General features: G+C 45.9%; 11 protein-coding genes. 7 read left to right on the forward strand and 4 right to left on the reverse strand.

Annotated elements, in window-relative coordinates:
• Positions 1–6 precede the first annotated feature (6 nt).
• Positions 7–3,714, forward strand: a complete 3,708-nt coding sequence (locus MHB84_RS01960; protein WP_076289445.1) for a non-ribosomal peptide synthetase family protein — start codon at positions 7–9, stop codon at positions 3,712–3,714.
• Positions 3,715–3,820: 106 nt separating this feature from the next.
• Here MHB84_RS01960 and MHB84_RS01965 read toward each other — a convergent pair whose 3' ends face one another.
• Positions 3,821–4,441: a TraX family protein gene (locus MHB84_RS01965; RefSeq protein WP_256716828.1), complete on the reverse strand. Its 621-nt coding sequence runs from the start codon at positions 4,439–4,441 to the stop codon at positions 3,821–3,823.
• 53 nt (positions 4,442–4,494) lie between these two features.
• Positions 4,495–4,992, reverse strand: a complete 498-nt coding sequence (locus tag MHB84_RS01970; RefSeq protein ID WP_076289444.1) for a GNAT family N-acetyltransferase — start codon at positions 4,990–4,992, stop codon at positions 4,495–4,497.
• Positions 4,993–5,202: 210 nt separating this feature from the next.
• Between MHB84_RS01970 and MHB84_RS01975 the strand changes: the two genes are divergently transcribed.
• Genes MHB84_RS01975 through MHB84_RS01990 form a run of 4 tightly spaced genes read left to right on the forward strand, consistent with a single transcriptional unit; the run spans position 5,203 to position 9,178 of the window.
• On the forward strand, positions 5,203–6,648 hold the full coding sequence (locus MHB84_RS01975) for a spore germination protein (protein ID WP_076289443.1): 1,446 nt from the start codon (positions 5,203–5,205) through the stop codon (positions 6,646–6,648).
• A gap of 8 nt (positions 6,649–6,656) precedes the next feature.
• Complete coding sequence (locus MHB84_RS01980) at positions 6,657–7,796, forward strand: Ger(x)C family spore germination protein (protein ID WP_341142995.1); 1,140 nt, start codon at positions 6,657–6,659, stop codon at positions 7,794–7,796.
• Between the two features lie 42 nt (positions 7,797–7,838).
• On the forward strand, positions 7,839–8,045 hold the full coding sequence (locus MHB84_RS01985; protein WP_076289441.1) for a hypothetical protein: 207 nt from the start codon (positions 7,839–7,841) through the stop codon (positions 8,043–8,045).
• Between the two features lie 14 nt (positions 8,046–8,059).
• Positions 8,060–9,178, forward strand: a complete 1,119-nt coding sequence (locus MHB84_RS01990) for a GerAB/ArcD/ProY family transporter (protein ID WP_076289440.1) — start codon at positions 8,060–8,062, stop codon at positions 9,176–9,178.
• Between the two features lie 8 nt (positions 9,179–9,186).
• Here the strand turns inward: MHB84_RS01990 and MHB84_RS01995 are convergent, their stop codons facing one another.
• On the reverse strand, positions 9,187–9,660 hold the full coding sequence (locus tag MHB84_RS01995; RefSeq protein ID WP_076289439.1) for an RbsD/FucU family protein: 474 nt from the start codon (positions 9,658–9,660) through the stop codon (positions 9,187–9,189).
• 298 nt (positions 9,661–9,958) lie between these two features.
• Between MHB84_RS01995 and MHB84_RS02000 the strand changes: the two genes are divergently transcribed.
• Positions 9,959–10,387, forward strand: coding sequence for a MarR family winged helix-turn-helix transcriptional regulator (locus MHB84_RS02000; protein ID WP_024630121.1), 429 nt, complete (start codon positions 9,959–9,961; stop codon positions 10,385–10,387).
• A gap of 32 nt (positions 10,388–10,419) precedes the next feature.
• The gene (locus MHB84_RS02005) at positions 10,420–11,742 is read left to right on the forward strand and encodes an MFS transporter (protein WP_076289438.1); all 1,323 of its coding nucleotides are present in this window, start codon (positions 10,420–10,422) and stop codon (positions 11,740–11,742) included.
• Between the two features lie 99 nt (positions 11,743–11,841).
• On the opposite strand, the gene MHB84_RS02010 is transcribed toward MHB84_RS02005, so the two are convergent.
• A complete protein-coding gene (locus tag MHB84_RS02010) occupies positions 11,842–13,143 on the reverse strand; it encodes an MFS transporter (protein WP_076289437.1) in 1,302 nt (433 codons plus the stop codon).
• Between the last annotated feature and the right edge of the window lie 48 nt (positions 13,144–13,191).

Consider the following 13,191-nt stretch of genomic DNA (forward strand, 5'->3'; position numbering starts at 1 on the left):
ACTGAAGTGGTCGAAAATCAATCATCATCTCCCCAAACAGTGGAATCTAGCCTGCCGGTTCTTCAGATTCCACTGGATTTTGGGCGCCGTCAACAATCATTCACTTATGAGTCTGCTCATCTTTCACTGGAATCGTCCCTGGGTCGGGAACTGAAACAAAAATTCGGGTCAGAGGGTGTGTATCCAGCATTATTGTCTGCCTACGCAGCCCTGTTGTTCCGTTTATCAGCTGAGCAGGAACTTGCCATCGGCACGCTGGCTCCCGATCAGGCAGCTTCCCCTGTGTTATTGCAAATTCAAGGTAAATTAACCTTTAATGAACTGATTCATCAGATTTCCGATCAACTCCAGCTTCATTACACGCTCCAAGCGGGAGGAAATCCGGAAACGCTGTTCATGTATAACAGTGTACAGCTGCCTAAAGCTCCTCAATTGTTAAATTGGAATATCCGTGATGATCAGGATATGCTCACACTGGATCTGTTCTATGACAGTTCACTTCTAAATGAATCTACGGTCACAAGATATGCAGAGTATTATCAGACTCTTCTTTTGGCTATGCTGCGTGACCAAGACAAGGCCATCGGTACAGTGGACATTTTATCCGCCTCAGACCGATTGCTATACCGAGAAATGAATGATACCGCCGTTCTCGAACCAGAGCATCAGACAATTCATGGCTGGTTCGAAGCAACAGCAGCCGAATATCCTGAATCTCCAGCAATTACTTCACCAACTGGCCGGTACACCTATAGAGAATTGAACGAACGTGCCAATCAGGTAGCCCGTGTGCTGTTATCCAACGGATTGCAAAAAGGAGAATTCGTCAGCATCTTTATGGAGCGGAGTCTGGAAACGATTATATCTTTGCTCGGTATTCTCAAAGCTGGCGGAGTATACGTCCCTGTCGATCCTGAGCATCCACAAGAACGCAACAGTTATATTGTCGAAGATACAGCTTCATCCTTTGTCCTAACCAAAGAGTCCTCTTTACCTGAAGCTTCACGGTTATTCTCAGGAATTACTACCGTTCGCCAAATCCTGGCCGTGGATGGACGCCTTGCCGGATTCGCAGCAAGCAATCCCAATCTGGATATTCAACCAGACGACCTGGCGTATATCATCTATACCTCGGGATCTACTGGCAAACCGAAAGGTGCACTTATCGCCCATCGAGGTGTTGCCAATCTTGGTAGTGTGGTGCAACGGGATTGCGATATTCAGCCAGGTGACGTATTAACCCAGTTTGCTACATACAGCTTCGATGCATCAGTGTGGGATACGATTGGCGCCTTGTTCTACGGAGCAGAACTGTACCTGTTGTCGGCGGAAGAACGTGTATCCGTTGAAGAATTTGCAAGTGCCATTGAGCGCACAGGTACAACGATTATTACAATACTGCCTACCATCTTTTTCAACCAGCTTGCTTCCTTCCTGTCTGATGAAGGCTTCCACAAGCTGGCCAAAGTCAAAATCATTACCGTGGCTGGAGAAGCACTGTATGGTGAGCAGGTTCGCGCCTTCCAGCGCAAATTCGGCAACCAAATTGATATCGTCAATGTATACGGACCTACGGAATGTACAGTAGCAACAGCGACTCACCGAATTAGCGAGCAAGTTCCGGAAAGTGTTGTTAACATTCCAATCGGCAGACCGATTCATAACTATAAAGTGTATATCGTTAATGAAGAACAGCAGTTATGCCCGGTAGGCGTTCCTGGCGAGGTATATATAGCAACACCCGCTCTAGCCAAAGGTTATCTGAACCAGCCGGAGCGTACAGAACAGGCATTCGTTGATAATCCATTTGCAATTGATGAGAAAATCTATAAGTCTGGCGATATTGCCAAAATGCTCGATAGCGGACTGCTGGAATATGTAGGACGCAGCGACTCTCAGTTAAAAATCCGGGGTCACCGGATTGAGATTGGAGAGATCGAGGATCATTTTGCCCGTCTGGATCAGGTTCAGGATGTTGCCGTGATTCCCAAGAAGGAATCTGATGGTCAAAACATGCTCGTAGGATACTTTACTTCTAAAGATGGCAGTACACTTTCCGTTGCGGACATTAAAGCGGAGCTAACGGTGAAGCTTCCTTCCTATTTTGTACCCAAATGGATCTGCCAGCTTGATGAAATGCCGATTGCACCGACAGGCAAAATCAATCGCAAAGCGATGGTAGCTCTGCCTCACGTAGAGCGTCATGAAGATCGACCTGATCGGGTACTGCCAGAGACGGAAACCGAAGCGATTATTCTGGAAGCATGGAAAGAAATTCTTCAGCACGATGACTTTGGTGTGGAGGATAGCTTCTTCGCCATTGGCGGTGACTCTCTACGGGTCATCCATGTGCTGGTCATTCTTAAACCGCATTATCCGTTGCTGAAAATTGCCGACTTTTTTGCCGAGAAGACGATTCGTGCCTTGGCGCAACGCGTGGAGAAGCTGGCTCAAACTACAGAAGAAACTGCCCATTCCTCAGGGAATAACGGCGTAATTACCCAATTGTCTGAACATCCTGTAGAGCTGAAATCCCAGATTGGATATCCTGAAATTCTGAATCCCGAGCATGTACTCCTGACCGGGGCTACCGGATATCTTGGATCCCATGTGCTGCAACAGTTGATTCTAACTTCGAATACACGCATCTATACTCTTGTTCGCCGCCCAGCAGATGGAAGCTCTGCGATGGAACGACTGAGCAGCGTTATGAAAAGTTACTTTGGACCAGAACTGCTACCCCTCCTCGTATCCCGCGTCGAGATTATCGAAGGCGATCTGGAGCAACCGAATCTCGGTCTTTCAGTCGAGCAGACAACTTACGTACAAGAACGAATTGACCGTGTAATACACTGTGCTGCGGATGTACGACATTTCGGGGATGCAGCACAATTCGCCAAAACCAATGTGGATGGAACCACCGCATTGCTTAAGCTCGTTCGTAGCAAGCCAGGTGCCTCCTTCCACCATGTATCCACGATGGGCATACCGGAAGATCTTGCACTCAGTGGACAGTGGGAATCCTCATTGCAATACGATCGCTTCCCAGCCGACTTGCATGTGGAAAACCTATACTCCGACAGCAAGCTTGAAGCTGAGAAAGTGCTTATGATTGCTGCTGAAGAAGGTGTACCTGTGAGCATCTATCGTGCAGGTAACCTGACATGTCATTCCGAGACGGGTCGTTTCCAATCTAATATCGATAGTAATGCCTTTTATCGTATGATTAAAGCAATGTTATTGCTGGGTAAAGCACCGGCAGCCGACTGGATGGTTGATTTTACACCTATTAATTATGCAAGTCAGGCCATTGTACATCTGGCATTACGCCAGGATACAGCAGGACGTGTATTCCACATCTGTAATCCGGAGCCTATCAGCTACGATGATCTGATTCGTTCTGTGAATCGGGCCGGTTATGAAGTGGAGACTCTGCCTTTTGCAGAGTATACCAACTGGTTGTTCGATGGCAGTGTCAGCAAGGACCCTGAGGCGCTTCAACTGGCTATCGCCCAGCTTGAAGGAGACGGTGCAAAGGATTCTGCATACGTGTATGCCTCTCCTGTAACAACTGCTTATGTGGAACCAGCCGGCATTATATGTGCAAAAACAGATGACCGTTTCATCTCAAAAATGCTGGAACATGCCATCGAGATTGGTTATTTCCCTAAGGCCGTTCGACCGCAGTTTGGCACTTCTCCAACGATGGAATAAATTCAATAAAGTGAATGCATATATTGCATCCATTAATGAATATAAAGAAGCCACCTCAACGTCAATGATGACGGATAAGGTGGCTTCTTTTCTACGTAAAGAAATCTCAAATCAAGCGGATCAAAGCAATGACAGCCAAATGTGCAGGATAGAAATAACGCCAAATCCAACGCGGACCCTTCAGGCGGAAGCCTGCGTTATAATACTGGGCCATTGCAATTCCTGCCGTAGCAATCACGCTATACATCTGAATAGAGCTGCTGTGCAGATAAATATACAGCACATTTAAGAGCAGATGAGCCATTACCAGTACTGGGCCCTGGAAGTAACGGAATAGCAAGACAAGCAGTAGGCCATACATACCATAATCCATGTGGGTCATCTCCATGACCAAACCAGCCACGATCACAATCGGAATTCCCAGCAAACGGACCGGAAGTTTATCGAGCACAAGCAATACAAGCAGAGCAGACCATAATGTCCATACCACATTCAGCGAAAAATGATTAAAAGCCGCCATAAAAGGTAATTGAGAGATCACTGCTATCCAGAACAACCGCCATATGTATTTTTGTACGTTGCGAGTATGTTTATAACCGATATAAACGGCAAAAGCATAGATTGGGAAAGCAATCCGCCCTATGATTCTTAGCTCCCCCACCTGTGGATAAAAGACGGCCCCTATATGATCGATCAACATCGTGATCATGGCTATCCATTGCATCATTTTGTGTTAATCCCTCCTGCTTATCCTGAACTTCAGGGTTCTCCAAGTCTTTCTTATATCTGAAGTTCATAATACATGAACTTGGTGTCCAGCGTATAGCCTTCCGACTCATATAATGCCCGAGCTTTCTTGTTGCTGATCGCCGTAGAGAGCACTATTCGCACAGCTCCACTCTCATTTCCCCATCGTCTTGCAGCTTGCAGCAGCTTACGCGCAATTCCCCTCTGTCGATAATCCGCATGTACGTACAGATCATTAAGTACCCAGATTGTCCTCATGGACACTGAACTAAAGCTGGGATACAGCTGTACAAATCCACCAAAATCACCCGTTAAAAGTTTATCCGTCAAACTGCACTCCTCTTCCTTTTCTGTCTCCACTTCCGATTCTGCAATTAAAATAACGGATTCATTGCGTTCCATACGTTCTCTAATATATTCATTCGCTCCGTTCAAATCAGTAAGCTGATCGTAAAACATCCTATACTCATTGAACAACTGTGCTACTCCGTTAACATCGCTAAGCTCGGCACGTCTAATCCGATACGCCATCTTTAACTCAACTCCTTATATAAAACGTCTCCCTGCTTAATTCCACCCTCTTATTTTAAAGCAGATTTCACGATCTCCCCATTCATCTTCTGCATCAAAGTTTGTAATATATTTCGATAATCTAAACTTAAAAGTATATTTCATTGGAAGCGTCGCACACTATAGTCAGATTACAGGCTCAGCATTACAGCATAGGGAGGCGAAACTGAAATGGAAAAAGACAATATCTATGAACAGGTTAGAGCTAGTCTGTTGGGTGTTGCCGACATGATCTATCAGCCTTTTCAAATTGGACCTTTTCATTGTGAACTCATCTATATTCAGTCCATTGTGGATACCCCTACTATGCGAGAAGCCATCGTTAAACCATTGCTTGAGGAAGCCTCTCGAAATGAAATAGATCATCAATTCATTACTCGTGTCGTGACCGGATCATTTTTCACACTGAACAGCCATCACTCGAATTCACCAGAAGCTATCGTTACTGATATCGTATCGGGCAATGCAGCCTTATACATCGAAGGCATTTCGGGAATGATTCATTTTGCACTTCAAAATTATCAAAGGCGTTCCGTAGCGGAATCAACCAACGAAGTTGTAATTGTTGGCCCTCAGGAAGCCTTTATTGAAGATATTCATGTGAATATGTCTCTGCTTCGGCACAAAATTAAACACCCTGATTTGAAGATGATCAAATTCACAGTTGGAAAATATACCAAAACCGAGGTGTTTGTAGTCTATATCCAAGGATTATGCAAGCCAGACATTTTGGAAAATGTATTGGAGAGCCTTGGTAATATTGATATGGATAGTAGTTTGGGCGTCAGTTATCTATCTGAATTTCTGGAGGACCATCCCCTCTCTCCTTTTCCACAATATCAATATACCGAACGTCCCGATACGGTTGCAGCTGCACTGGTTGAAGGGCGGATCGGGGTCATGCAGGACGGAACACCTTTCTCCCTGCTCATTCCGGTTACTTTTTTCTCTTTAATGCAGTCCTCGGAAGACTATTATCAACGATTTTATTCTGCCTCTTTTATCAGGATTATTCGTCTCTTGTTTGCCTTTATAGCTTTTCTGCTTCCATCCTTTTATGTCGCCGTTACTACATTTCACCCGGAAATCATTCCGACCAACCTGCTGATTACGATCGCTTCTGCGAGAGAAAACATTCCCTTCCCTGCCCTGATTGAAGCGCTCATTATGGAAGTGACCTTCGAAGGTTTGCGCGAAGCGGGGATTCGTATTCCGAAGCCGCTGGGGCAAACGGTGTCCATTATTGGCGGGATTGTTATTGGTCAGGCAGCCGTACAGGCTGGAATAGTCTCAGCTCCACTGGTCATTGTGGTGTCCATCACAGGGATTGCCGCCTTTATCATCCCGCACTTCGAGCTCGGACTGGCATTCCGGCTGCTTCGTTTTCCGGTGCTTTTTATGGGTGGAACGCTGGGTCTGTTCGGCATCGTGATTTCAATCTTTATGATTTATTGGTATATGGTTAGTCTCCGTTCATTTGGCGTGCCATATATGCAGCCATTTGCCCCCCTCGTGCTGCGTGATATCAAAGATACGATCGTTCGTGTGCCCTGGTTCCTAATGAAGAAGCGACCAGCAGCTTACGAAGATGCTAATAAGAAAAGGCAAAAGACATGAAAAGGTTAATGATTACACCCAAACTGATTGTCGCTTTGATGTGCGTTTTACTGTGCAGTGGCTGCTGGTCCAAAGTGGAGATAAATGAACGTACATTTATTACGACCATGTATGTGGATAAAGGGGAAAAGCCGGGCGAAATTGATATTTCACTAAGTATGCCACTGCCGAACCGCATCTCTCCGGAAGGAACGGGAGGACCCGGAAAAAACCCATATGCTCTCGTTTCGGCTACCGCATCCACCATCGCTGATGCCATGGAGAGAATTCAAACCGATCTCACACGAAAGATTTCCTGGGGGCACACACGAGTAGTGGTATTCGGTGAGGCATACGCCAGAGAGGGAATTCAAGATGCGATGGAATGGATCTCACGTGAACCTTTGTTCCATCTTAGCAGTTACGTCATGGTTGCCAAAGGCAGAGCCAGAGACGTGGCTGATCTGACACCGGTTTTCGAAGAAACACCCAGTGATGTGTTAAGGGAATTTGCAACCGAAGAAAACATGTTAAAGACGCAAATGCTCAGTGTACTTATGGCTGACAAAATGAATCAGGGCTTCGTCGCTCCCTTACTGGAATCAAAATCAACCGCGATGGCAAGTGAGGATAATAGACGAAAGCAATGGACCAGCCAGGTAGGGGGTGCTCTTTTCAAACAGATGAAAATGGTCGATTCAATCTCTGCCGATGAAACAAGGGGTATAGCCTGGGCCAATCGTAAATTGGATACCTTGGCTGTCTCCGTGGAAACCGAGGATGAAAAAGCAAGTATGACGGTCTATAATACAAGTTCCAAAATCAAGGTTAGACTTGTAAATGGACAGCCTTTCTTTGATATCACTTTACGGGGGCAAGCAGAACTGAATTCCGTAATTCCGATTCTCAAGGTAAAAGATATTGTGGGTGTCAAACAGATCGAGCAAAAGGCTAATGAAAAAGTAAGTGCCCATCTGACAGACGCCATACGAACCGGCCAACGTAAAAAAGCTGATATTCTGATGCTCGGTTATCGCCTGGAATGGGCATATCCTCGCATCTGGGAACAGTTACGTCCCGTTTGGAATGATTATGTCAAAAACGAATTGCAGTTTAAGGTGCATGCCCAGATTAACATCCAGTTTGTAGGTTCGGAATCCAGCTACTAACAGGAACAGAGGAAGCATCAGGCCACTTTAGGAGGTAAACCAATGATTGCTGTTGTATTGTTTGCCGTATTGTACATACTGGAGTGGCCCATGATCAAGTCCAGCAAAAAGGGAATGAAAAAGACCTATTTCGTTCTGCTGGGAATATTTCTGCTGTGGAATACGTTGGCTGTCTCTGTACCGGGCTGGCCTAATCCCAATGATGTCATCAGGCTGGTCTTTGGCTGGGCAGACCGCTTGTTTGGCTAAGAAAGGAACACGCCATGATCAAATTGTCAGCCGGACAAGCGTACCGTTTTATGTTTGTCTACCTTTACTCCGAACCCATTGCTTTTCTTCTGCAGCGCTTGTTCAAAATGAGCGGGTATCAAGGGTGGATATCCATCCTTGGTGGGTTTGCAATCAGTCTGATCCTTCTCTTTTTCACATACAGATTGGGAGCGGTTCACCCGGATCGACCCTGGATTGATTTTGGTGAAGAAATTGTGGGCAAGGTTGTTCACAAGCTGTTCCTCGGTCTCATCGTGTTGCTGTGCCTGTATTTGATATCAGTTGACGTAGAGAATTTCATCGTTTTTCTGCAATCCATGTATCTACCCGAGACACCAATATGGCTGACAGCAACTATAACCATTTTATGTATCAGCCTTTCAGCACGCTCGGGTTTAATTACCATTGTCTATTTATCAGAAGGGATATTTCTGGTGCAAGTCTTCACATCTACTTTTCTCATGCCTGCTGTAATGGGTGGAGGAAATCCTGACGTACTTCTTGCCATGGTAACTCATCATGATCTGAAAGAAATATTGACAGGCTCGATTTCAACCATGCCTTGGTTTTCAGAATGGATGATGTTCCTGTTCCTCGCCCCTGCCATTGCTTTCAGGCGGCCGCTTCTACGAAGTATGTTATTTGCAGGCTCTACACTTGCATTATTCATTATCGTGTTCTGGATGTTTACTTTAATGAATTTTGGACCTTACGAAGCCAGCAGTCTTCGCTACCCTTTGCTGGAGATGATACGTTTTGCCCGTTACGGCGATTTTCTGGATAACCTGGATCCCTTCCTGATTGCCATCTGGTCTACGACCATGTTCACGCGCAGCTCGTTTCTGTTATACGTCGCATCCATTTGTCTTGCTAAACTTACTGGAGTCCGGAAGGATAGAACGGTCGTCTATCTGCTGGCAGGAACAGCGGCTTCATATGTACTTCAGTATGCAAAAGACGCGGCTTCTTACGAATTAGCCATTCGTTCTTTCGCCATTGCTACATATGGCGTGCTTATCGAATGCATGCCTATATTGTATGTTGTTGTTTACTGGCTGCGTTTCGGGAAAGGCAAAAAGACGAGCGAGGCTTCTCCCGCCCCGTCGCCTTGACTTTGGATTCAGTTCAGTTCAACTTTTTTCGCTTGTGGGTAAGGATCTGTATCTGGGAAAATGACCCCTTTTTTCAAAATCAAATTGGCATACTGCGCACGTTCACCGGTTGCAACAATGACATAGGCGCGAGAAGCTCTTTCATAAAATGCGAAACGCTCTTCATGATCAAATGCTTCCGTGATACCCTCATGGTCAAGGATCAGCCTGCGGTAATCTTCCCAAATGATGGGCACCACCTGATCCCCCTTGACGACCTGCATAACGGCTGCCGGCCGCTCAGCGTACGTATCCAGTGGATACAAGCTTAAAATGGCATCCAGTAACTCCACTGTACCGAGCGCATCACAGCGAATCAGCCGCTGGGCATGACTAGCTGCGGGGAAGTTGCAATCCGCCAGTACCAGCTCGTCTCCATGGCCCATTTCAGACATGATCTTTAGCAGTTCCGGAGGTATTATTGCGGGAATGTTCTTCAGCATACTCAGCTCTCCTCAGTCAGCTCCAGAATTAGCTGGAGCAGATTCGTCTTCGTAACCTCACCATCATGTAGCCCATTTACCGCGATACAGCGGCACTTCCATTTTATCAGTAATTTCCAACGTTTGCATATTTCAATGTTCGCATAACGGTTATTCCAATGTGAATTCACATATGAACGGATCTTATCACTGCGCTGATGTTCATAAATCCGTTTTGACAAAATTAATTGTTTAGCATATAGTTGTTATAACAAGTAAATGAGTTAAGGCTATTTTGCTTAAAGAAAGAGAGGATTATATGGGGAACGACTATTCGCTCGATCAATCCATTGGATTCATGCTGGGCATGACACATCGCAAGGCGTCGGCTTTACTAGCCATACGTTTCAAGCCCTATGATATTACAACAGAGCAATTTTCCGTTCTGTTCAACATCGGTAGAGGCGAAGGCGTAAATCAAAAGGAAGTCGCTACTCGCGTCTATAAAGATCAGCCCACAACTGCCCGTATTATTGATCTGTTGGAAAAGAAAGGCTGGGTCGATCGTCGGACCAGCGAACAGGATCGCAGAGCCTACTTGCTCTACTTGACCGAAGAAGGAAAAAAATTGCTCGACCAGCTTGTTCCGCTCGAAAGAGAAATGAATAAAAATCTGATTGAAGGTATTCCCGAAGACCAGATGGAAGCATTTAGGCATACTCTTTCCCTCATGAACAGCAATTTGTAACGAACTTTAACACCAGGGGGAATGAACAACTAATGAAATCACAATCAGCACAAGTCAAACTATGGACCACCGATTTTATTCTGCTCATGTTATGTAACTTTCTACTCTTTCTGCAACTTCACATGATTGTATCCCCACTGCCTTCTTATGTGCAGGACCGTTTTCACGCCAATGCCTTTGAAGTCAGCCTCTTTACCTGTCTTTTTGCCCTTAGCGCCATTGCTGCCCGGCTCTATTCAGCCAAAGCATTGGAGAAGGGTCTTCGTAATGCCATGATCTATATTGGCCTGACAATTGCCTTACTCGCTACACTCGGATATTACTTTGCCGCCGGGATTGCTGTCCTTTTATTGCTGCGCATGGTGTTCGGTATCGGATTCGGTATGAGTAGCACGGCTTTCCCCACAATGGCATCGGATATTGTGCCTGTGAAACGAATGGGTGAGGGCATGGGCTATTTCGGCCTTTCCACAAGTCTCGCTATGTCCATGGGTCCCATTATTGGGGTCACCGTGCTTCAAGGTGCCGGTTTCGTCACACTCATGTTATGTACGGCAGGTGTTATCGCGGTCATCTATCCGCTCAGCTATTCACTGACACGCAAGAAAGCTCGCAGGCTCAATGATGAGGTGGTCCCCACTCCACCAGTTGGAACAGCTGCGATATCAGGTACCAAAGTAAAGACACCTTTCAACCGCAAATTGATTCTGCCAAGTATACTGAATTGTTTATTATCCATCACGTATGGCGGACTGGTCGGATTCATCGTTTTGTACGGAAAAGAAGCCAACCTGGCTAATCCTGCACTGTTCTTCTTGTTTAATGCTCTCGCTGTACTGCTGGTCAGACCGTTTGCAGGACGGATTTATGACAGTAAAGGTCCCAAAGCATTACTGATTCCCGGAGCGATATTCATCGCTGCTGGACTGATCATGCTCTCATACGCCTCGTCGATGTCCATTTTGTTTGTCGCTGCATTTTTATATGGAATCGGATATGGTTCGATCCAGTCTTCCATGCAGACCTGGATGATTCAGATTGTCTCCCCTTCACAGCGCGGTATGGCTAACGGCATGTTTCTGAATACGCTGGATCTGGGGATTGCTCTGGGAGCACTTCTGCTGGGCGCTATTGCATCTATAACCAGTTATACCGATATGTACCGTTATTCCGTTGTGTTCATGATTCTATTTCTCCTGATATACCTGATTCAAGGGAAACGTAATGGAGGTTTTGCGGTACCTGTGCATCCGTTATTGACTCATACACATATCGCTGCGCAGGATTCCGATCGGCATGAGCTTACTGAGACTGCAACCGAAAAAAACACAACTACTCAGCAAAAAGATAGTTGATGCAACTACACTGCTGTATTTCAATTCATTAAAAACGCGTTTACTCTGTGAGGGAAAATACATTCCTCAGAGTAAACGCGTTTTTTATCTTAAAATAATTCAGAATGGACTTTTCTTCCGTCTCCCTGGCAGATAACCACTGGGTTGTTTTACTTCATCATACTCAAATTCATGATTATTTTGACCACTACCTGATGTGGGCTGGTTCCCCTGGTCTGGCTTGACTGCCAATAACGTGAGCAATCCTCCCACCGCTCCGGACGCGGCGAGAATACCAAATAAAAGGAAATGGTGGGAAGAGATCAACAATGACACGACAGGAGGGCCGAGAGACACGCCGATAAAACGCATGCTGCTGAATAACGCCGTGATGGTGCCCCGTTGTTCCTTGTCCACCCCTTCAGTAACCATAGCATCCAGACATGGCAGTGTAGCACCTATTCCTGCTCCACCAAGGGTGAACAAACCGACGACTACATAGATGTTGTCAAAAAGTCCGATTATACCGAGGGATACCGTTAAAACAGCAAGTCCGATAAACCCAAGCCATTTCATCCGTGTCTTGTTCTTTCCTATCCATTTTCCAGCAAAAAAAGACGCCAGACATAAGGCAGCCAGTGGTATGGCAAGTACAAGTCCTTTAAGTACCCCTTTTAATTTGAACTCTGATTCCAATGTCTCCGACAGATAAAAGAGCACACCAAAGAGAACAAACATACAAATACCGCCGATCGCAAAAATCGCATACAGCCAGCGGCCCTTTTCTTTGAGTACACTGCGGATGGAAGCCACAAACTCGGGAAAACTTTTTGGTTCTTCCTTCCGCTTCGGTGTTTTCACTAAGAAAATAACCAGAACCAGGGAAAGCACACAGAGTACCGGAATAGCCATAAAAGGTAAATACCAAATCCACACAGCCAGAGCTGCACCCAATATCGGACTTAGTACCTTGCCAAAGGTGTTCGAAGTTTCAATAATGCCAAGGCTTTTACTCACCTCGTTCTCATCATCAAACATGTCACCAACCAATGGTATGACAATCGGGAAAGCTCCGGCTGCTCCTATCCCTTGCAAAAGTCTGCCACCAAGAATGGCCCAGTATGCCGCATTTCCATTCAGCATCCAGGCTGCTCCACCTGCTACCGCGCCTCCTACAGCTGCAATGATGAGACTGGGAATAATGACGGCTTTTCTGCCGAAACGATCCGACAGATATCCTGCAAGTGGAATGAGCAGGATTGCGACGACCGCATAAACCGTAATTAACATGCTGACCTTAAATGAGGACACTTTCAATTCACGCTCAATTTGCGGTAGGATGGGAATCAGCATGGAGTTGCCCAGCGTCATTATTACCGGAATGGAAGCAAGTGCGACGAGGTCCCACTTTTTATCGTTCATGCCTCAACCACCTTTACAGAATCAGAAAACAACAACGTTATTGTGGGT

Source organism: Paenibacillus sp. FSL F4-0087 (genome assembly GCF_038020215.1).
GTDB lineage: Bacteria > Bacillota > Bacilli > Paenibacillales > Paenibacillaceae > Paenibacillus > Paenibacillus taichungensis.

What these genes read in the sequence shown, in the direction of transcription:
- MHB84_RS01965 (WP_256716828.1), bottom strand. Translation starts at nt 4,441, where the DNA reads ATGATGCAATGGATAGCCATGATCACGATGTTGATCGATCATATAGGG.
- MHB84_RS01970 (WP_076289444.1), bottom strand. Translation starts at nt 4,992, where the DNA reads ATGGCGTATCGGATTAGACGTGCCGAGCTTAGCGATGTTAACGGAGTA.
- MHB84_RS01975 (WP_076289443.1), top strand. Translation starts at nt 5,203, where the DNA reads ATGGAAAAAGACAATATCTATGAACAGGTTAGAGCTAGTCTGTTGGGT.
- MHB84_RS01980 (WP_341142995.1), top strand. Translation starts at nt 6,657, where the DNA reads ATGATTACACCCAAACTGATTGTCGCTTTGATGTGCGTTTTACTGTGC.
- MHB84_RS01985 (WP_076289441.1), top strand. Translation starts at nt 7,839, where the DNA reads ATGATTGCTGTTGTATTGTTTGCCGTATTGTACATACTGGAGTGGCCC.
- MHB84_RS01990 (WP_076289440.1), top strand. Translation starts at nt 8,060, where the DNA reads ATGATCAAATTGTCAGCCGGACAAGCGTACCGTTTTATGTTTGTCTAC.
- MHB84_RS01995 (WP_076289439.1), bottom strand. Translation starts at nt 9,660, where the DNA reads ATGCTGAAGAACATTCCCGCAATAATACCTCCGGAACTGCTAAAGATC.
- MHB84_RS02000 (WP_024630121.1), top strand. Translation starts at nt 9,959, where the DNA reads ATGGGGAACGACTATTCGCTCGATCAATCCATTGGATTCATGCTGGGC.
- MHB84_RS02005 (WP_076289438.1), top strand. Translation starts at nt 10,420, where the DNA reads ATGAAATCACAATCAGCACAAGTCAAACTATGGACCACCGATTTTATT.
- MHB84_RS02010 (WP_076289437.1), bottom strand. Translation starts at nt 13,143, where the DNA reads ATGAACGATAAAAAGTGGGACCTCGTCGCACTTGCTTCCATTCCGGTA.